This window comes from Mesorhizobium sp. M0862 (assembly GCF_040319795.1).
Classification (GTDB): Bacteria; Pseudomonadota; Alphaproteobacteria; order Rhizobiales; family Rhizobiaceae; genus Mesorhizobium.
Genome location: NZ_JAMYOJ010000037.1, coordinates 1 through 19,114 on the forward strand (window position 1 = coordinate 1; position 19,114 = coordinate 19,114).

Genomic DNA, 19,114 nt, shown 5'->3' on the forward strand with positions numbered 1-19,114 from the left:
GCCCCCTACCTCCCCCTTGTGGGGAGGTCGGACCGCAGGTCCGGGTGGGGGTCGGTGCCGCGGGGCGCCCCCCCCCCCCCCGGGGCGCCGCCCCCCCCCCCCCCCCCTTCGTTTTCGCAGGCTTCGAAATCAGTCCTTTTCGAAGATGCGTGCCTTGGCGACGACGCCAGCGATTGCGCCGCCGATCAGCGGCGCAACGATGAACAGCCAGAGCTGGCTGAGGGCTGCGCCGCCGGTAAACAGCGCCGGGCCGATCGAACGCGCCGGATTGAGCGAGGTGCCGGTCACCGGGATCATTGCGAAGTGCAGTCCGGCCAGCGTCAGGCCGATGACCAGGCCGGCGAACGCCGTCGAGTGCTTCTCGGCGGTGACGCCGAGGATGACGGTGACGAAGGTGAAGGTGCCGATCAGCTCCCATAGGAAGGCCGAACTCGTCCCCCATTTCGCCACGTCCCAGCCATTGGCGCCGAAACCGGTGGTGTGCCCGCCGGTCTGGCCGGAGACGATGATCCACAGCGCCAGCGAGGCCAGAATGGCGCCGATGATCTGCGCGATCCAGTAAGGAATGACATCCTTGGCCGGCAGCCGGCCGGCAAGGAAGACGCCGAGCGTGACGGCCGGGTTGAGATGTGCGCCTGAGATGGGACCCACCGCGTAAGCCGCCGCAATCAGGCCGATGCCGAACGCCAGGCCGATGGCTTCCTGGCCCAGCGGCAAGTCGGCGAGAAAGCCACCCGTCGCCACCGACGCCGTGCCGATAAACACCAATAGAAATGTCCCTAGAACTTCCGCAAGATACGTTTTCATTGCCCTCTCCTCGTATCGATCCGTCGGTCCGCTTTTCCGCGCCGCGAATCATGGCGCAAAGAGTATTCCCAACGCAAAAGCTTGGAAAGCAGAGCAATTGCGCCACAGATCGTGCTTACGGCGGCCAGTTACCAACATTAGAGACCTTGCATATATTTGAGATTTGTTATCGCCGGCGTGCAGACATTTGCCGGCGGGGAAAATCGTCGGCCGCGAGCGGAAGGCCTCGTCGCCGCGAAATTCAAGCGGGGTTCAATCTCGACGCGAAACGCTCTAAGAGCAGGCCGAAAGATACTGTGCTCGATAGATGGAATGACGAATGCGACTGGGCGGACGGCTGGCGGCAGCCATTGAAGTGCTGGACGACATTGGCCGGCGCCACCGGCCGGTGGCCGATGCGCTGAAAGATTGGGGCCTGTCGCATCGCTTTGCGGGCGGCGGCGACCGCGCGGCGATCGGCAACATCGTCTACGACGCGCTGCGCCACAAACGTTCCGCCGGCTGGCTTTTGGGTGAAGACACGCCCCGCGCCATCGGCTTCGGCGCGCTGCTCATCGAATGGGGCCAGACGCCGCAGTCGCTCAACGATGCGCTCGAGGGCGACAAGTTCGCGCCACCGTTGCTCAGCGCCGCCGAGTTGCAGGCGCTGGCCGAGCGCCGGCCTGAAGACGCGCCGGAGGCGGTGCGGGCGGACGTACCCGACTGGTGCGCGCCGTTGTTCGAACGAGCCTTTGGCGCAGACTGGGTTGCGGAAGGGGCGGCTTTGGCGACCCGCCCGCCGCTCGACATCAGGGTCAATACGCTGCAGTCCGACCGCGCCAAAGTGCTGGCGGAACTCGCCGACACCGGCGCCAAGGCAGCTGCTATTGCGCCGCAAGGCATTCGCATCCCGCCCATCGACGGCGACGGCCGGCACCCCAACGTACAGGCCGAGCCGGCTTTCCAAAAGGGCTGGTTCGAGGTCCAGGACGAGGGTTCGCAGATCGTTGCCGCCCTTGCCGGCGCGCAGGCCGGCATGCAGGTGCTCGACTTCTGCGCCGGCGCCGGCGGCAAGACGCTGGCGCTGTCTGCGGCGATGGCCAACAAAGGCCAGGTCTTCGCCCATGATGCCGAAAAGGCGCGACTGGCGCCGATCTTCGACCGCATCCGCCGTTCGGAAAACCGCAACGTGCAGGTCGTCACCAAGCCGGCTGAACTCAGCCCCCTCGTGGGCCATATGGACATTGTGCTGGTCGATGCGCCCTGCACCGGCAGCGGCACCTGGCGGCGCCGTCCAGACGCCAAATGGCGGCTGACGCAAAGACAGCTCGATGCCCGCAAGGGCGAGCAGTCGGCGATCCTCGATGCGGCGAATGCCTATGTCAAACCGGGCGGCCTGCTGGTCTACATCACCTGTTCGGTGTTCGACGAGGAGAATGGCGAGCAGGTCGCCGCCTTTCGCGAACGGCACAAGGGCTTCGTTCCGGTCGATCATCGCGCGCTCTGGGATGCCAGCTTCCCCGGTCACGCAGCGGCCGCCCGGATCGGCAAGACAAGCGATATCTCGCTGTCGCCGGCTCTGAGCGGCACCGACGGGTTCCATTTCTGTGCGCTGCGTCGGGCGAATTGACGCTGCGATTGACAGGCTGACATAGCGCCAGTTGCAGATGCGCGGCGTCGGCCGCCAGACGGGGTAGAATTCTTGCAAAGATATGTGTCGCTTCTGCTTTTCCTCCTTCTGGTGCTCGGCGGCGGCCTGTTGATCGGCTATGCGACGCTGCCGGGTGAATGGTATGCCTCGCTCGCCAAGCCGCCCTTCAACCCGCCCAACTGGGTCTTCGCGCCGGCCTGGACGCTCCTTTATGTCCTGATCGCCGTAGCCGGCTGGCGGACATGGGAGCGGGAACGAGCAGGCGCCGCGATGAAGATCTGGGCCCTCCAGCTTGTTCTGAACTTCGCGTGGTCGCCGACTTTCTTCGGCGCCAAACAGATGGGGCCGGCACTGGTCGTGATCCTGGCTCTTCTCGCCAGCATTGCGCTGTTCATAGCCACGGTGTGGAACCGCGACCGGGTTTCCGGCTGGCTGTTTGCGCCCTATGCCGCGTGGGTAGCCTTCGCCACCTTGCTCAACGCGTCGCTGCTCCTGTTGAACTGAGTGCTTTGCTGCAGTGCAGCAAAAGCATTTGCGTGGCGTTCAGGCGTCTGCGATAAGCTTTGCAGATAAATCAGGGCGAGGGCCATGGCAGCAAAGATCGTACCCGCACCCGATTATGAGGACCGCGTCAGGGCGTCGTTCGCGCGCCAGCAGGCGATGGCGACCATCGGCGCCGAACTGACGCTTGTGACGCCGGGCATCATCGAGATCGAAATGCCCTATTCCCAGGCACTGACCCAGCAGCACGGTTTCCTGCATGCCGGGGTGATTTCGACGGCGCTGGATTCGGCCTGCGGCTATGCCGCATTTTCGCTGATGCCGGAAAATTCCGGTGTGCTGACCATTGAGTTCAAGGTCAACCTCCTGGCGCCCGGCCGGGGCGAACGCTTCCTGTTCCGCGGCTCGGTGACCAAACCCGGCCGCACCATCATTGTCGCCGATGGCCAAGCGTACGCCTTTGCCGCCGATGGCGAGGCCAAGCTGATCGCGACCATGACCGGCACGATGATGACGGTGGTTGGCCGTGACGGGATAGCGGGATGATGGCCAGCGTTACGCGAATTGGCGGCAAGGACGTTCTTTTCGTCATGGCGGCGCAAGCGGAATACGGTCCGCATCTGCAGAAACTGTTCACGCCGCTGATGACGGGCGTCGGCCCGGTCGAGGCAGGTGTGCGGCTCGGCGCCGAACTGTCATGGCTGAAGTCTGAGAAGACGCTGCCCGATCTCGTCGTCTCGCTCGGCTCCGCCGGCAGCCGCACACTGGAGCAGACGGAAATCTACCAGGCGGTCTCGGTCAGCTATCGCGACATCGACGCTTCGCCGCTAGGCTTCGAAAAAGGCGCGACGCCGTTCCTCGACCTGCCGGTGACCGTCCCGCTATCATTCAGGATACCGGGCATTAAAGAAGCCAGCCTGTCGACCGGCGGCGCCATCATCACCGGTGCCGCCTATGACGCCATCGCCGCCGACATGGTCGACATGGAAACCTTCGCCTGCCTGCGCGCCTGCCAGTTGTTCGATATCCCGCTTATCGGCCTGCGCGGCATTTCAGACGGTCCAGCCGATCTGCGCCACGTTGGCGACTGGACCGAATATCTGCATGTCATCGACGAGAAGCTGGCGGATGCAGTCGTGCGCCTCGAACAGGCCATCGGCTCCGGCACGCTACACAAGGAGCAGCCTGGGCAAGAGCCGGCAGCGCTCTGAAAGTCGGGCTACGCACCCCATTGCGCCGACTCGTTTCTTTCTCTAAAGGCTCGCCATGACGACAGCCAATCATCCCGATACAGTCCTGATTGTCGATTTCGGCAGCCAGTTTACGCAGCTCATCGCCCGCCGCATCCGCGAGGCTGGCGTGTTTTCCGAGATCGTGCCGTTCCAATCGGCCGAAGCTGCCTTCAAGCGCATCAATCCGAAAGCCGTGATCCTGTCGGGCGGTCCCGCCTCGACATCGGACATCGGCAGCCCGCGCGCGCCGCAGATCGTCTTCGATGCCGGCGTGCCGGTGCTCGGTATCTGCTACGGCCAGATGGCCATGTGCGTGCAGATGGGCGGCGTCGCCGAAAGCTCTAACCATCGCGAATTCGGCCGCGCCTTCGTCGAGATCGAAAAGGACAGCCCGCTGTTCGAAGGCCTGTGGGCGCCCGGCCAGCGTCACCAGGTGTGGATGAGCCATGGCGACCGCGTCATCTCGCTGCCCAAGGGGTTCGAAGTCTTCGGCAAGTCGGAAGGCTCGCCCTTCGCCATCTTCGGCAATGTCGCGCGCAAGATGTACGGCATCATGTTCCATCCGGAGGTGGTGCATACGCCGGATGGCGCCAGGCTGCTCCGGAACTTCGTCCACAACATCGCCGGCATCGAAGGCGACTGGACGATGCGAGCCTATCGCGAGCATGCGGTCGAAACCATTCGCAAGCAGGTCGGCAAGGGCAAGGTCATCTGCGCGTTGTCGGGTGGCGTGGATTCCTCGGTCGCCGCACTTTTGATCCACGAAGCGGTAGGCGACCAGCTGACCTGCATTCTTGTCGACCATGGCCTTATGCGCAAGGACGAGGCCGCCGGCGTGGTGGCGATGTTCCGCCAGCACTATAATCTGCCGCTGATCCTTGTCGACGCGTCGGAAAAATTCATCTCCGCGCTGGAAGGCGAGTCCGACCCCGAGACGAAGCGCAAGACCATCGGCCGGCTGTTCATCGAGGTGTTCGAGGAAGAGGCCAAGAAACTCGGCGGCGCCGATTTCCTGGCGCAAGGCACGCTCTATCCCGACGTCATCGAGAGCGTCTCCTTCACCGGCGGCCCGTCGGTGACCATCAAGTCGCACCACAATGTCGGCGGCCTGCCGGCGCGCATGAACATGCAGCTGGTCGAGCCGCTGCGCGAACTGTTCAAGGACGAGGTGAGGGCACTGGGCAAGGAACTCGGCCTGCCCGAAAGTTTTATTGGCCGCCATCCGTTCCCCGGACCAGGCCTTGCCATCCGCTGCCCCGGCGGTATCACCCGCGAAAAGCTCGAAATCCTGCGCGAGGCCGACGCCATCTATCTCGACGAGATCCGAAAGGCCGGCCTCTACGACGCCATCTGGCAGGCTTTCGCCGTGCTGCTTCCGGTGCAGACCGTCGGTGTGATGGGCGACGGCCGCACCTACGAATTCGTCTGCGCCCTGCGCGCCGTGACGTCTGTCGACGGCATGACGGCGGATTTCTATCACTACGACATGGCCTTCCTCGGTGCCGCCGCCACCCGCATCATCAACGAAGTCCGCGGCATCAACCGCGTCGTCTACGACGTGACGTCAAAGCCGCCAGGCACCATCGAGTGGGAATGATTCAGACCTACCCAAACGCCGCCGGAAACACGCCATTGTACGCCACAACCATTTGATAACACGTATAAATCCATTCGGAGACAATTAGCGACAATCGGTGCGGAGATTGGATTTGACGGACCGGCTGACGGACCTTCCGCAAATTGCTAGCTCAGATTTTTCGAAGTACCGTCAGATCCAATGAGGCTCTGACGGTGTTTTTTGATGCCTTAAGGCACTGAAGATAAAACGAATGTTCTGCCGAAGAGCCTCGAAATTGTACTGACGGTACTTTTCAGGAGGTAGCGGGGAATGCTGACGGACGTCGCCCTTAAAGCCCTGAACCAAAAGTGAAATTCTACAAGATTGCTTACCGCGACGGCATGTATGTTCGCGTCATGCCTAGTGGCGCGATCTCCTTTCGGCTGGATTACAGGCTCAACGGACGCCGCGAGACGGTCTGTCTTGGCAGGTATGGACGGGACGGAATCTCACTTGCCCTTGCCCGAGAGAAGTGTCTCGACGCGAAGCGCGCTATTGGCGAGGGACGGTCGCCGGCGATACAAGCGCCGAGTTGTGACACCGATCACCGGCCGACTTCAGCGCCGAATGGCTACCAAACCAAAGCGATGTCCGGGCCGTCAAGGCCTCTTCTGTCTCGGCCAAGCCGGCCCGGAGCCCGCATTCAGTCACATCCCTTGAACCTGGGTGCAGAGCTGCTGCATCGAAGCCATTTGAGCAGCCGAGTTCGCACCCGAACCCGTGCTGGTGCTGGCGGTCGTATCGCCAGCTGTATTCGAGGATCCCGACGTGCCGGTGGTTGTACCCGAACCAGTGCTGTTGCTGGCCGTGGTGTTACTGCCGGTCGAACCAGAGCTGCCTGAAGTGCCGGTGGCTGTGCCAGAGCCGGTGCCGACACTCGCCGTTGTATCACTGCCGGTCGAAGCCGAGCTACCTGACGTGCCGGTCATTGTGCCAGAGCCAGTGCCGTTACTGGCCGTCATTCTCGAGCAGTCGGAGCGAACCTGTGCCTGCTGTTCAGAGCTCAGGGACGACCAGTTCTTGCGGATCTCATCCTGCGACAGAAGTCTTCCCGAATTGGCGTCGCTGAAGAATGAGCCCGAGAGCTTGCTGTCCCAGCCGCTCGGGATACCGCTTTGGCCTGAGCCGGACGTAGAACTCATACCCGACCCGGCCGATGAGCCGGACGTTCCGTTCGTGCCGCTGGATGTTCCCGACGACTGCGCCAAGGCCGCGGTGGCGAGACAGAGAGAGATCGCTGTAGCTGTCAAAATCTTACGTTTCATGTGAGTCTCCTTTGGGGTTCGACGCCGTTGCGGCGTCGAATCCTAATCCCGAGGAAAGGCACTTGTTCCTGTAAAGAGTGGAATTCAATGTCATGATCCTTGTGCACCAGCCTTGGGTCTCCAATGCGATGCCGGAGCCCTCAAGGACGACTGACGCCTCAGGCGAGAGCTGTCCGCTACTGGGTGTTAGAGGCGATATGCGGAACGCTTCCCGAATAGTTGGGTGCCACCATCGGGTAATTGCGAGGCAGGTTCCACTTGGTTCGGTAATCGTCCGGATTCATGCCCAGTCGGCCAAGGTGCGAACTGCGTCGGGTCTCGGCTAGAGACAGGAGGGTGGCCTTTGCCGCGGCGTATAGCTCGAGATGCGGAGCTCGTCTCGACCGCGCACACTCAATATGTTTTACGATGACGCCGCCAGATGTCATATGAGCGAATGCCTTTCCGGCGAAATAAATTGCTCCCAGCAGGTCGACGCTCAGCACCTTCAGCCAGCCCGCTCTAGTGAATGCCTCAATGGGTTTAAAGATTATCAGGCCGGCGCGTTGTTGACGATTATTACCAACCTGCCGAACGCGTGAGCGCAAGTCGACAGACCGTGATAGCGGCCTCACCCGGCGCGCCCCTTGTCGAACCGATGCGCGCCTTCTCGACCTTGCCTCCACCCAGGTCGGCTCACCCGTGCACCTTCGGTACCCAACCGCATGGCGATGGCCAGTCCAATGCCGCTTGCAGCACCGGTTGCAATGCAGTCTTGTTATCCAGGCGCATCGGGTTCGACCTCTTTCTGGGGAGCAGCAAGTGGTTCAGTCCAGCCTTCAGCGACCCGATCCACGCTCAGCAGGCTGCGCGCATAATCCTGTTGCGCGCGAACAATGGCATCGTCTTGCTGTGAGGGAAGAAAGACCGGCAAAGCAAGGCAGACACTTTGTGTGGCCAACAGCTTATTCCAGTTCGCGATCAGCGCCTTGAAAGCGCGCCCCACCGCCCTCGGATTTCGGTCGAGGTCATAGAGGCCGAGCGGATTGATCCGTCCGTTGTTCTCCCGAAGCGCACTGTCCCAGTCCACCTGGTCCGTCAGCGAGTACCAGGTGAAGCCTACGATGGGGATGCCATCGTTGCGGATCCGCAGCACGTTGGCCCACTCTTTCCACAGCCAATAGACGGCCTCGTCTCCATTGGGGCCTTCGCTGATGTTGGTCTCCGTATGCATTACGGGAAGCCGGTAGCGATTGAAGTACTGCCGCGTGATCTCGTCATAGCCAAACACCTCGCCGGACCCGGACGTCGTTCCGTCTGCCCAAACCCGATGTTCGTTGGTCTGGTAATAGTCGGTGCCCATCACGCAATGCCTGCGCAGATGGCTCTCCAGGAAGAAACTGTATTCTTCGGCCGTCATCCCGTTTTCGAGAAGATAGCGATAGGTGTGCGCGTCGACGTCATGACCGTAGTTGAGGTCAAGCGACAGGAAACGCTCGCTGTTGAACCGTTCCGCTCTGCCGACCGCCTCGGGAGAATCGGCGTGGAAGTATTCCGAGGATTCGCTCTGTATGAAGATGGCGTCCGGCCGCACCTCGAGGATCGCCCGCATGGCAAGCACGTTCGCCTTCACGATGTGCTTGAGGGCGGTGACGAAAGCAGTGTCGCTGCTCAGTTGTTCGTTCCACCATCCCCAGCGAGCCGAAAAGGTGGCGCAGATGAACATCTCATTTATTGGAGTGAAGAGCTGGATCCACGGATAGCGCATCGCGAAATCCCTGGCGTAGTGCTCGAATAGTGTCGGAAAGTCCGGGTTCTGGAAGTTGCCAACCCAGTCCGGCACGCCAAAATGGCAAAGGTCGACGATCGGAAGAATGTCTTTCGCCTTCAGGTCGGCGAAGGTCTCATCGGCGAATGCCCAATCATAACGTCCATCACCCAGCCACGTTTTGTGGATGGGAGGTCCGTAGCGGAGGAAATGCACCCCGAGATCCTGGACCAGTTCGAAGTCGGTGCGCCATCGTTCGTAGAAGCGGCATTTTTCCATTTCGTCGACGCGCTCCCGGCCTTGTCGAATGGTGGGGGTGCTGTTCTCGATGCCGGTGGCAAACATGAACGTGAACATTGATGGTCCTTAGCCAAGGCGGAGATGCCCGCGCTTGGTCAAACGTTCAGTGCTCGACGCAGTTCCTGCAAGACTGCTTGTCAAGTTCGGTGGCGCCTGGCAACCACGTGCCTGAAATTGGCGGAATTCTATCCCACGGTTCAAGCGAGCAGCTTGCGCCGAATATGATCGGACTATGCTGGACGGAGAGGTCGGCTTCGGGCCAGCCCAGTTGGCGTCAAACGGGTCTTTGCGAGTTAAGGCGGTATGGTAGTTATCCACGTTTGCAAACTGCAAACGGACGTTCCGCGGCCGGCCCCATTTGAGCCATTCACTGGGAGGCAGACCCGCGGTACATCACCGATATTCTCGAAGCCAATAGTTAGTCTCGTTCATCGTCCTTTGGTTCGACAGACCCATACGAGAGATACGAGAGATATGGACCGGCGAACCATCCGCTGTATTGATCTCCTGTAGAAAACAGTGACCCTCAGAGACTAGCATGATCGTTATTTGTCAATGCGTTACGAAGCTGTTCGCCCAATTGATTCAAGAAGCTGATCCAGCCACTCGCTGATCGCATTTTATCTTCTGCCGAACGGCAGCAACGCGCCTGAATCCTGCCTCCGGATCAATGTTCGCGTACGCAAAAACGGCCGCTCGCGAACATACATTGACAGGTCCAGTTCCGAATAATAAGTTCGGTCATAGAACGAATTAACCGGGGTTCAATGTGACTGACCTGCCGCGCATATCCCGTCAGTTCTCACAGCGCTCCGTGATGGAAGCGATCGTCCAGGGCGGGCCGATCTCCCGCGCCTCGATCGCCAAGCTGACGGGCCTGTCGAAGCAGACCATCTCCGAAATCATGCGCGGGCTCGAGCAGGAGGGCTGGGTCCAGGAAACCGGCCGCACCAGCGGCCATGTCGGGCGCACCGCCGTCACCTACGAACTGGTCCACGACGCAGCCTATATCATCGCCGTCGACCTTGGCGGCACCAAGGTGCGGGTCGCGCTGACCGACCTTGCCTGCCAGATCTTTGCCGAAGCCGCCACACCGACCGATCCGCGCGGCGGCCAGTTCGTCGTCGATCAGATTGCAGCGCTGGCCTTCGATGCCGCGGCCAGACAGCACGTCGCGCGCAAGAAGATACGCCTGGCCGTCATCGGCGCGCCTGGCGCTCCTGACCCGGCCACCGGCCGCATTCTAATGGCGCCGAACATTGCCGGCTTCGACACAATGAATGTGCTGGATGCCTTTGAAGAAGCGCTCGGCGTCGCGGTGATGATCGAGAACGACGTCAATCTCGCGGTGCTTGGCGAGAACTGGCTCGGCCAAGGCCAGGGCATCGACAATCTCGCCTACATCGCGCTCGGCACCGGCATCGGCAGCGGGCTGATGCTGGGCGGTCATCTGGTGCGGGGTGCTGGGCACGCCGCCGGCGAGATCGGTTTCATGCCAATCGGGGCCGATCCCTTCGCCGAGGAATCACTGCGCACCGGCGCATTCGAACGCGCGGTGGCCACCCACGCCATGACCGATCGCTACCACGCCCTCGCCGGCAGGCAGGTCTCCGTGCCGGCAATATTCGAGAATGCCGCGCGTGGCGACAAGGACGCGCTCACCGTGCTCGACGAAACTGCCCGCCATCTGGCGCAAGGCGTTGCGGCAATCGCGGCGATCGCCAATCCAGAAAAGTTTATCCTCGGCGGCTCGATTGGGTTGCGGCCCGAAATCCTGTCCAGGGTGCAGGCGCTTCTGCCGCTATGCTTCCCCTATCCGGTCAGGGTCGAGGCGAGCGAACTCGGCGCACGCGCAGCCCTCATCGGCGCGGCGGCAATCGGCCTTGGCCAGTTGCACAACACGCTGTTCGGCGTCGACGCGCCTGATGGCCGGATTTCGCTGCCGCCTGCCCAGGCCGCCGCCCTGAAGGAGGCCGCGATATGACTCACGATATTGCCGCCCGCCTGCAGGCAGCGCTCGACCGCGACGACGCACTAACGCTGTTTCGCCGCGCCATCGGCCGAGAGAGCATCACCGGCAACGAAGCCAACTTCGTCGACTTCCTAGAAGCCAGGATGCGCGACCTTGACCTCAGCGGCCTGACCAGGACGGAATTCCTTCCCGGGCGGCCCAACATCTGGGGCGAGCGCAAGGGGGCCGACCAGGGAAAGCGCCTGCTGTTCATCGGCCATACCGACACCGTCCATGTCGACGGCTGGCGCGAGCATTGGGCAGGCACCCAGCGTGAGGATCCGTTCGCCGCCCCGATCATTGATGGTGCTGTCTGGGGCCGAGGCTCCGGCGACCTCAAGGCCGGCATCATTGCTTCGCTTGCGGCACTCGCGCTGCTCGACAAGGCCGGCGTTCGCCTCAAGGGCGACGTCGCCTTTGCCTTCGTCGGCGACGAGGAGAGCGGCCAGCCCGGCACCGGCATTTCCGCCGGGATCAAGCACTTCGTCGGACGCATCGAGACCGGCGAGGTCACAGCACCCGATTTCAGCGTCTATGTCGAGCCGACCCGCCTGGCCGTCTATGCGGCGCAGATCGGCTTCTTCATCACCGATATCTCGATTACCGGCAAATCTGCCTATTTCGGTGTGCCAGAACTCGGCAAGGATGCGCTCCGTGCAAGCCATGCCGCGATGACGGCGCTTTGGAAGCATTCGGATGAGGTCGCCGCGCGCGCCGAGCACAAACTGGTCGGGCGCGGCTTCCTGCTTATCACCGGGCTTGCCGGCGGCGGCTACATTGCCGTTCCCGAGCGCTGCACGCTCTCGCTGATCCGCAAGCTGTTGCCTGGCGAAGACCTCGACACCGCCGCTGCCGAGATCGAGGCTGCCGTGCGCGGCGCGATCGCCGATCCGGATATTTCGGTAGAGTTCGCCTACCCCGCCGGCCGCGACCACAGGCTGGGCGGCACCGCTGCCGAGATCGGCGAAACGCGGGCGGAAGTCGCCATGCTGTCCGACGCGATGGCTGGCGCAATGAGCGGGCGCGGCGTCATCGAGGGCGCACCGTTCTGGTCGGAGTCCCCCTTCATCATCAATCAGCTCGGTATTCCTGCCGTCTATTGCGCGCCCGGCGACATCAGGAATTGCCACACATTCGAGGAGCACGTGGATGTCGAGGAATATTTCGCCGGCATAGTCGGCTTCGCCGCCTTCATGGCCCGCTACTGTGGCGTGGTCGACTGAACCACCAACGAAGCAAAATGGGAGAACTGACATGTCGATGAAGACACTGATCGCCGCCGCCTTTGCCGGCGGATTGATGCTTGCCGCCGACCCAGCTTTCGCACAGACGGTCGGCCCGCAGGGCGAGAGCGCCACGCCAAGTGCCGACGTGATCCTAAGCGATGCCGACATCGCCGCGCTCAAGGACAAGGGCTACAAGGCTGCCTTGCTCTGGCACACCTCGTCCGATTTCACCAATGCGGTAACCGCCGGCGCCACCGACGAATTCGCCCGCGCCGGCATCACCATTGCGGTCAAAACGGATGCCCAGTTCGACTCCGCCCGCCAGCGCAGCGACATCGAGACGGCGTTGGCCGCCAAGCCCAACGTCATCTTGGCCCTGCCGCTCGACCCGGTCACCTCGGCAGAAGCCTTCCGCCAGGCGGTCAAGGACGGCACCAAGCTGGTGTTCCTGTCCAACTTGCCCAAGGGCTACAAGCAGGGCACCGATTACGCTTCGATCGTGACTGACGATCTATTCCAGATGGGCAAGCAGGCTGCGGACGCGATGGCCAAAGCGATCGGCGGCAAGGGCAAGGTCGGCTACATTTTCCACGACGCTGCCTACTATGTCACCAACCAGCGCGACCAAGCCTTCAAGACCACCATCGAGAAGGTCTATCCCGACATCAAGATCGTCGCCGAACAGGGCATATCCGACCCGGCCCGCGCCGAGGAACTGGCCAACGCGATGCTTTTGCAACATCCCGATCTCGACGGCATCTACGTGACCTGGGCCGAGCCGGCCGACGGCGTGCTGTCGGCGCTACGCGGCGCCGGCAACGCCAGGACCAAGATCGTCACGCTCGACCTCGCCGAGCCGGTCGCGCTCGACATGGTCAAAGGCGGCAATGTCGCAGCCCTCGTCGCCGACAAGGCCTATGAACTCGGCCGCGCCATGGCTGCTTCCGGCATGAAGTCGCTGCTTGGCCAGCCGACACCGGCCTTCGTCGTCGTCCCGGCCCTGACCGTCACCAAGGAGAATGTCGCGCAGGGCTGGAAGGACTCGCTCAACCGCGACGCGCCGCAGCCGGTGCTCGACGCGGCCAAGTAAGGCTCTCGCTCCGGCGCGGCCCGCCGCACCGGAGCTTTTCTTCGACACAACAAAAAGGGAACCGGGACATGCGCAAAGCATCTGTAATCATAACGACAGTGGCGAGCCTGCTAGCCATGCACGCCTTCGCCGCTGAAGGCGTCACCACAGGACCGAATGGTGAAAAGCCGGTGCCGGCGAGCAGTCTTACGCTGACGCCAGCCGAAGAGCAGCAGATCAAGGACGGCAAGTTCACCGCCGCCCTCGTCTGGCACGAGATGAGCGAATACACCAACGCCGTCAACGCCGGCGCCCATGACGAATTCAAGCGCCTCGGCATCGAGGTGGTGGCGCAGACCGATGCCGGTTTCGACGCCGCGCGACAGAAGGCCGATATCGAGACGGTGATGGCCAAAAAGCCGTCGATCATCCTGTCGCTTCCCGTCGATCCGGCGACCGCAGCTTCGGTCTACGATCCGGCACGCCAGGCCGGCGTCAAGCTCGGCTTCGTCGACAATTCCCCGGCCGGCTACAAGCAGGGCAGGGACTATGTCACCATCGTCTCCGACGATCTCTTTCAGATGGGCAACAAGGCCGGCATCGCCATGGCCGAGGCGCTCGGCAAGAAAGGCAAGATCGGCTACATCTTCCACGATGCCGACTTCTACGTCACCAACCAGCGCGACCAGGCCTTCAAGAAGACCATCGAGCAGGACTATCCCGATATGAAGATCGAGGCCGAGGCCGGCATGGCCGACCCGGCGCGCAGCGAAGACATCGCCCAGGCGATGATCACCCAGCATCCGGACCTGGACGGCATCTATGTCACCTGGGCCGAACCGGCGCTGAGCGTGCTTTCGGCCTTGCGCGGTGCCGGCAACACACACACCAAGATTGTCACGCTCGACCTCAACGAGCCTGCCGCGCTCGACATGGTCAAGGGCGGCAACATCGCGGCCCTCGTCGCCGACGAGGCCTACAGCATTGGCGTGACGCTGGCGCGCGCCTCGGCAGGTTCGCTGGTCGGCAAGAAGGCCGAACCATTCTATGCCGTAGATTCCATCGCCGTCACCAAGGACACGGTGAAGGACGGTTGGAAGAAGTCCCTCAACAGGGACGTACCGGCGGCCATCGCGGACGCGGTGAAATAGGCTCGAGGCGAAGCGCTCACCACCGGAGGGATAAAATGTCCAGTGCCAACACCAGTGCCGGTGGCAGCTTCGCAAGCCGCTTCAATCTGCAGCAATATGTCGTCTACCTCGGTTTCCTGGCGATCTTTCTGTTCTTCGCCATTGTGCTGCGGGACAGCGGCTTCCTCACCGTCCGGAATTTATCGAACATCGTGTTGCAGACGACGCCGGTCACGATCATGGCCATCGGCCTGGTCTTCGTCATGTCGGCCGGCGAAATAGATTTGTCGATCGGCTCGATCGTGGCGGTGGCGGCCCTTGCAGCCGCCGTCACCATCAACGCGTACGGCATGCCAGCAGGGATAGTCGCCGGCCTCGGCGCCGGCCTGCTGATCGGCGTCATCAACGGCGTGCTGGTGGCGTATGTCAGGCTGCCCTCCTTCCTGGTGACGCTGGCGACGCTCGGCCTGTTCGCCGGCGTTTCGCGTTCGATGACAGACCTTCGCTCGATCTCGGTGACCAACGAAGCGTTCACCGGCTTCTTCGGTTCCGGCTCGCTGTTCGGTGTCCCCTCACTCGTCTGGTGGTCGGTGATTGCCGTGGCCATCGGCCACCTGGTGTTCCGCGAAACCCGTTTCGGCGCGCATGTGCTGGCGACCGGCGACAATGCCCGCGCCGCAAGCGTATCGGGCATCAGCGTGCCCAGGATCAGGCTCGCCGTGCTGACCATCAGCGGCGGGCTCGCCGGTCTTGCCGGCTTGCTCTATGCCGGTCGCCTGCAGGCGGCGAAATATACTCTCGGCGAAACCGACCTGATGACGGTCATCGCCGCCGTCATCGTCGGCGGCACGCTGCTCAATGGCGGCAAGGGCTCCGTGGTCGGCGCGCTGGTCGGCTCGTTGATGATGGGCATGCTCAACAACGGCCTGATCCTGATGGGCCTGTCGGTCTCCGACCAGATGATCGTGCGCGGCCTCATTATCCTGACCGCAGTCGCCGTGTCGCTGCGCGAAAAGAACCGCTGAAGGAAGCCATCCATGTTTCTCGAGATTCTGCGCCGCCGCAACCCCGCCTTCATCGAATCAGCTATCCGGTTGCACCAGCAAGGTAAGCTGCCGGCCAATGCTTATGTGCTCGATCTCGACACGGTTGAGGCCAATGCGCGGGTTCTCAAGAGCGAGGCCAACCGCAACGGCCTGAAGATCTTCGCCATGACCAAGCAGGTCGGCCGCTCCTCGTCGTTCTGCCGGGCTGTGACGCGCGGCGGCATTGACCGCGCGGTCGCCGTCGACATGGCTTGCGCCCGCGCCACCCACAAGGCAGGCATGAAGCTTGGCCATCTCGGCCATCTCCAGCAGGTCGCAAAATTCGAAGCGGCGGCTGCGGCGAAAACCTTCAAGCCGGACTACTGGACCGTGTTCAACGATACCAAGGCTGGGGAAGCGGCAACAGGCGCCAAGGCGGCCGGCTATGTGCAGGACCTGCTGGCCCGCATCGCCGCCGAAGGCGATATCTTCTATCGCGGCCATGAAGGCGGTTTCAATGCCGCCGACATTATCGATGTCGCCGACCGGCTGGATGCCGTCGAAGGCGGCCGTTTCGCCGGCATCACCACTTTCCCTGCTCTGCTGTTCGACCATGCTTCGCGAAAAGTGCTGCCGACCCCCAATCTGGCGACGCTCGCGAAAGCTGCGGAAGCGCTGGCTAAGGCAGGCCGCAAGGACATTGAGATCAACGCGCCGGGCACCACGTCGAGCGTTATGCTGGCGGCACTCGCCGAGGCCGGCGCGACGCAATGCGAGCCGGGCAATGGACTACATGGCACCACCGCGCTGCATGTCATGGAAGATTTGCCGGAGCTGCCGGCGGTGCTCTATCTCACCGAGGTCTCGCATCTCTCCGGCGGCAAGGCCTATTGCCTTGGCGGCGGCTTCTACATCGATCCGATCTTCCCCGACTACGACGTCAAGGCGATCGTCTCGGCTGAACCGACGACGGCAGGCTCGGCACTGCGCAGCGTCGAGGTGCCGCCGCCCTCGGCGATCGACTATTACGCCATGATCGATGCCGCCGGCGCGAACGCGCCGAAGCCTGGCGACAGCGCCGTGTTCGGCTTCCGTGGCCAGGCCTTCGTCACCCGCGCCCATATTGTCGGCGTGTCGGGCATTTCGACGGACAATCCGAAAGTGGAAACCATCGAGAACGGCTTCGGTGAACCCTATGCCTGGCCAGTCTAGGAGAAACACATGACGGTGAGCGCGCCCATCCTTCAGCTGCACGACATTCGCAAGAATTTCGGCGGCATCACCGCGATCGAGAGTTTTTCGCTCGAGGTTTTCCCGGGCGAGATCGTTGCACTCGTCGGCGACAACGGCGCCGGAAAGTCGACGCTGGTCAAGATCGTCTCGGGGGTCCACCCGCCCTCGTCCGGCACCATCGTCATCGAAGGAAAACCGGTGACGATGTCGAATGCCACCATGGGGCGCGCGCAAGGCATCGAGGTCGTCTACCAGGACCTGGCGCTGGCCGACCAACAGACGGTCTACATGAACATGTTCCTCGGCCGCGAGCCGCTGAACTGCCTCGGTTTGCTCGACCGCCGCCGCATGATCGACGAGACCGAGAAACTGGTGAAGGAACTGGACGTGCGCATCCCCTCCGCCCACGCCACTATCCGCGATCTCTCCGGCGGCCAGCGCCAGGGCGTTGCGATCGCGCGCGCCACGCATTGGGCAAGCAAGCTGATCCTGCTGGATGAGCCGACGGCGGCGCTGGGCGTTGCCGAAACCGCCCGGGTGGAGTCTATCGTCCAGTCGCTGAAGCAGCGCAATGTCGGCATCCTGATCATCAGCCACAGCCTCGACCAGGTCTTCAAGCTCTCCGACCGCATCTGTGTTCTCAGGCGTGGCAAGCAGATTGGAATTCGCGAGACCGCGAAGACCGATAAGAACGAGATCATTGCCATGATCACCGGCCTGCAGCAGCAATAGCAGGAACCTCTCTGAGAGCCCCCGCCCGAGATCCGGATGTTGTCGGCGATCACGCGATCGATCAGCTTGTGCCGCCTGGTGATCGCCATCGGCCCGTCCTGGTCGTAGCTGCCTTGCCACTCCGGATGCGGCGCCAGCAGCGCTGGCACATACATCGTGTCGGCCGAAATCATGCGCTGTTCCTTGCCGTAGTTTGCGAGGTAGACCGAGTGGCCGGGCGTGTGGCCGGCGCAGCGATGATCTGGAAGCCGGGCGCGACTTCGGCGCCGTCATGGATGCTGTTGGAACTGCTGCGTCTGGTGAAGCTGCCTGCATCGCCTGAATTTCTCCAGGCGTATCCGCACCAGCTTTCTGGCGGCCAACAGCAGCGCGTTGGCATCGCTATCCCAGTCTCGATTTGATAGGACCTATGCAATGTATGGCGGCGCCGACATCACCGTGCCGCCCGGCGGCGTCAAGCTGTCCGGTTTCGGTCGCGACAAAGTCGCTGCATGCGCTGGACAGATACATCGTCTCAAAACAGCCTGGATTTCTCTGGGCTGCCCGTTTCTCGCTAAGCGCTGCCGAGGATGAAATCGGCGCACCGATCGGCGATCATGATCACCGGCGCGTTGGTGTTGCCGCTGATGAGACGCGGCATGATCGAGGCGTCGCAGATGCGTAGGCGCGGCACGCCGCGCACGCGCAATTGCGGGTCGACCACCGCCTGGTCATCGGTGAACATCCGGCAGGTGCCGCAGGGGTGATAAACCGTCTTGGCGTGTTCGAGGATGTGGTCTGTTATGGACTGATCGGAAAGGTCGGCGGCCCCGCCCGGCGACAGCTCCTCGGCGATCACCGCCTGCAGGCCGGCTGACGCAGGATGGTGCGGGCGATCTTCATGCCGGCGAGCAGCAGGGCAACACGCAAGATGCGACGGCAGGCTTTCCCTACGAAACCCGCTTCGAGGATCTGGAATATCTCACCACCGGTCGCACCGATCTGGTTTCGGTTCTTACCAACAATGCCTACCTCCATTCCCATTCCTCATTCTTTTGTCTTCCTGCTTGTCCTGGCGGCGGTGATGTTGGTCGTTCTGCACCGTACCGCCTTCGGACTATACCTCTACGCCGTCGGCAAAAATGAAGAGGCCGCGCGGTTTTCGGGAATCCGTACCGGCCGGGTGATCATCTGCGCCTATGTGATCTGCGCCGGGCTGACGGCGCTGTCATCCATCTTTCTCGCAATGTACACACGCTCGATCCTGCCAAGCTCGCACGGCAATTTCTACGAGCTCTACGCGATCGCCGCCGCCGTCCTTGGAGGGTTCTCGTTGCGGGGCGGGGAAGGCTCAATCATTGGTGTGGTGCTTGGAACGATCTTGCTGCAGGTGCTTCAGAACCTTGTCAATCTTCTAGGCATTCCCTCCTCACTCAACTTTGCCGTGAGTGGATCGGTGATCCTGATCGGGGTACTGGCCGACCAGGAATACACAGAGTTTCGAAAGCGCCGCGAATTGATGCGGGGCCGGCTCGCAACCGCCGAAGGTAGGCTGTGATGCCCGAGCCGATGAAATAGATTGTTCACGGCAGTTGCGATCGCCGACCGG

At 62.4% G+C, this 19,114-nt stretch carries 20 protein-coding genes and 2 pseudogenes; 16 read left to right on the forward strand and 6 right to left on the reverse strand.

Annotated features, from left to right (window positions below):
• Positions 1-129: 129 nt before the first annotated feature.
• On the reverse strand, positions 130-807 hold the full coding sequence (locus NKI15_RS30660) for an MIP family channel protein (protein ID WP_023681822.1): 678 nt from the start codon (positions 805-807) through the stop codon (positions 130-132).
• A 319-nt stretch (positions 808-1,126) separates the two neighbouring features.
• Here NKI15_RS30660 and NKI15_RS30665 point away from each other — a divergent pair, with 319 nt between their 5' ends.
• From NKI15_RS30665 to NKI15_RS30695, 7 genes and pseudogenes are all read left to right on the forward strand, one after another.
• The gene (locus NKI15_RS30665) at positions 1,127-2,416 is read left to right on the forward strand and encodes an RsmB/NOP family class I SAM-dependent RNA methyltransferase (protein WP_352887966.1); all 1,290 of its coding nucleotides are present in this window, start codon (positions 1,127-1,129) and stop codon (positions 2,414-2,416) included.
• A 72-nt stretch (positions 2,417-2,488) separates the two neighbouring features.
• A complete protein-coding gene (locus NKI15_RS30670; RefSeq protein WP_023818642.1) occupies positions 2,489-2,941 on the forward strand; it encodes a TspO/MBR family protein in 453 nt (150 codons plus the stop codon).
• 84 nt (positions 2,942-3,025) lie between these two features.
• The gene (locus NKI15_RS30675; protein ID WP_023701303.1) at positions 3,026-3,484 is read left to right on the forward strand and encodes a PaaI family thioesterase; all 459 of its coding nucleotides are present in this window, start codon (positions 3,026-3,028) and stop codon (positions 3,482-3,484) included.
• Entirely contained in the window at positions 3,481-4,149 is a 669-nt protein-coding gene (locus NKI15_RS30680) for a 5'-methylthioadenosine/S-adenosylhomocysteine nucleosidase (RefSeq protein WP_352887969.1), read from the forward strand. Before NKI15_RS30675 ends, NKI15_RS30680 begins: the two co-directional genes overlap by 4 nt.
• A gap of 55 nt (positions 4,150-4,204) precedes the next feature.
• Positions 4,205-5,767, forward strand: coding sequence for a glutamine-hydrolyzing GMP synthase (guaA, locus tag NKI15_RS30685; RefSeq protein WP_023738283.1), 1,563 nt, complete (start codon positions 4,205-4,207; stop codon positions 5,765-5,767).
• A gap of 291 nt (positions 5,768-6,058) precedes the next feature.
• Positions 6,059-6,312, forward strand: a pseudogene (locus tag NKI15_RS30690) (Arm DNA-binding domain-containing protein); the annotation flags it as partial.
• Positions 6,313-6,508: 196 nt separating this feature from the next.
• A complete protein-coding gene (locus NKI15_RS30695; protein WP_023738284.1) occupies positions 6,509-7,057 on the forward strand; it encodes a hypothetical protein in 549 nt (182 codons plus the stop codon).
• Positions 7,058-7,229: 172 nt separating this feature from the next.
• On the opposite strand, the gene NKI15_RS32060 is transcribed toward NKI15_RS30695, so the two are convergent.
• Both NKI15_RS32060 and NKI15_RS30710 read right to left on the reverse strand, forming a co-directional pair.
• Positions 7,230-7,718 carry an SDR family oxidoreductase gene (locus NKI15_RS32060; protein WP_502898734.1) on the reverse strand — a complete coding sequence of 163 codons (489 nt, stop codon included), beginning with the start codon at positions 7,716-7,718 and terminating at the stop codon, positions 7,230-7,232.
• Between the two features lie 92 nt (positions 7,719-7,810).
• Entirely contained in the window at positions 7,811-9,157 is a 1,347-nt protein-coding gene (locus NKI15_RS30710) for a family 1 glycosylhydrolase (protein WP_023738285.1), read from the reverse strand.
• Positions 9,158-9,869: 712 nt separating this feature from the next.
• Here NKI15_RS30710 and NKI15_RS30715 point away from each other — a divergent pair.
• From NKI15_RS30715 to NKI15_RS30745, 7 genes are all read left to right on the forward strand, one after another.
• A complete protein-coding gene (locus NKI15_RS30715; RefSeq protein ID WP_023753922.1) occupies positions 9,870-11,084 on the forward strand; it encodes an ROK family transcriptional regulator in 1,215 nt (404 codons plus the stop codon).
• On the forward strand, positions 11,081-12,334 hold the full coding sequence (locus NKI15_RS30720; protein WP_352887973.1) for a M20 family metallopeptidase: 1,254 nt from the start codon (positions 11,081-11,083) through the stop codon (positions 12,332-12,334). Before NKI15_RS30715 ends, NKI15_RS30720 begins: the two co-directional genes overlap by 4 nt.
• Positions 12,335-12,365: 31 nt before the next feature.
• A complete protein-coding gene (locus NKI15_RS30725) occupies positions 12,366-13,427 on the forward strand; it encodes a substrate-binding domain-containing protein (RefSeq protein WP_023748613.1) in 1,062 nt (353 codons plus the stop codon).
• 68 nt (positions 13,428-13,495) lie between these two features.
• Entirely contained in the window at positions 13,496-14,557 is a 1,062-nt protein-coding gene (locus NKI15_RS30730) for a substrate-binding domain-containing protein (protein ID WP_023729114.1), read from the forward strand.
• A 35-nt stretch (positions 14,558-14,592) separates the two neighbouring features.
• A complete protein-coding gene (locus tag NKI15_RS30735; RefSeq protein WP_023748611.1) occupies positions 14,593-15,561 on the forward strand; it encodes an ABC transporter permease in 969 nt (322 codons plus the stop codon).
• 12 nt (positions 15,562-15,573) lie between these two features.
• Positions 15,574-16,773, forward strand: coding sequence for an alanine racemase (locus NKI15_RS30740; protein WP_023726201.1), 1,200 nt, complete (start codon positions 15,574-15,576; stop codon positions 16,771-16,773).
• Positions 16,774-16,782: 9 nt separating this feature from the next.
• The gene (locus NKI15_RS30745; RefSeq protein WP_352515401.1) at positions 16,783-17,526 is read left to right on the forward strand and encodes an ATP-binding cassette domain-containing protein; all 744 of its coding nucleotides are present in this window, start codon (positions 16,783-16,785) and stop codon (positions 17,524-17,526) included.
• A gap of 23 nt (positions 17,527-17,549) precedes the next feature.
• On the opposite strand, the pseudogene NKI15_RS30750 reads toward NKI15_RS30745, so the two are convergent.
• Positions 17,550-17,803 (reverse strand): annotated as a pseudogene (locus NKI15_RS30750) (MBL fold metallo-hydrolase); the annotation flags it as partial.
• Between NKI15_RS30750 and NKI15_RS30755 the strand changes: the two are divergent.
• Positions 17,763-17,927, forward strand: coding sequence for a hypothetical protein (locus NKI15_RS30755; protein ID WP_023715648.1), 165 nt, complete (start codon positions 17,763-17,765; stop codon positions 17,925-17,927). The pseudogene NKI15_RS30750 and the gene NKI15_RS30755 sit on opposite strands and share 41 nt — an antisense overlap.
• Before the next feature lie 152 nt (positions 17,928-18,079).
• Here the strand turns inward: NKI15_RS30755 and NKI15_RS30760 are convergent, their stop codons facing one another.
• Positions 18,080-18,364 (reverse strand): GMC oxidoreductase, encoded by a 285-nt coding sequence (locus tag NKI15_RS30760; protein WP_352515400.1) that lies wholly within the window; start codon positions 18,362-18,364, stop codon positions 18,080-18,082.
• On the reverse strand, positions 18,361-18,543 hold the full coding sequence (locus NKI15_RS30765) for a hypothetical protein (RefSeq protein WP_050588819.1): 183 nt from the start codon (positions 18,541-18,543) through the stop codon (positions 18,361-18,363). Before NKI15_RS30765 ends, NKI15_RS30760 begins: the two co-directional genes overlap by 4 nt.
• Between NKI15_RS30765 and NKI15_RS30770 the strand changes: the two genes are divergently transcribed.
• Positions 18,530-19,063 (forward strand): ABC transporter permease, encoded by a 534-nt coding sequence (locus tag NKI15_RS30770; RefSeq protein WP_502882089.1) that lies wholly within the window; start codon positions 18,530-18,532, stop codon positions 19,061-19,063. The genes NKI15_RS30765 and NKI15_RS30770 overlap by 14 nt on opposite strands.
• Positions 19,064-19,114 lie beyond the last annotated feature (51 nt).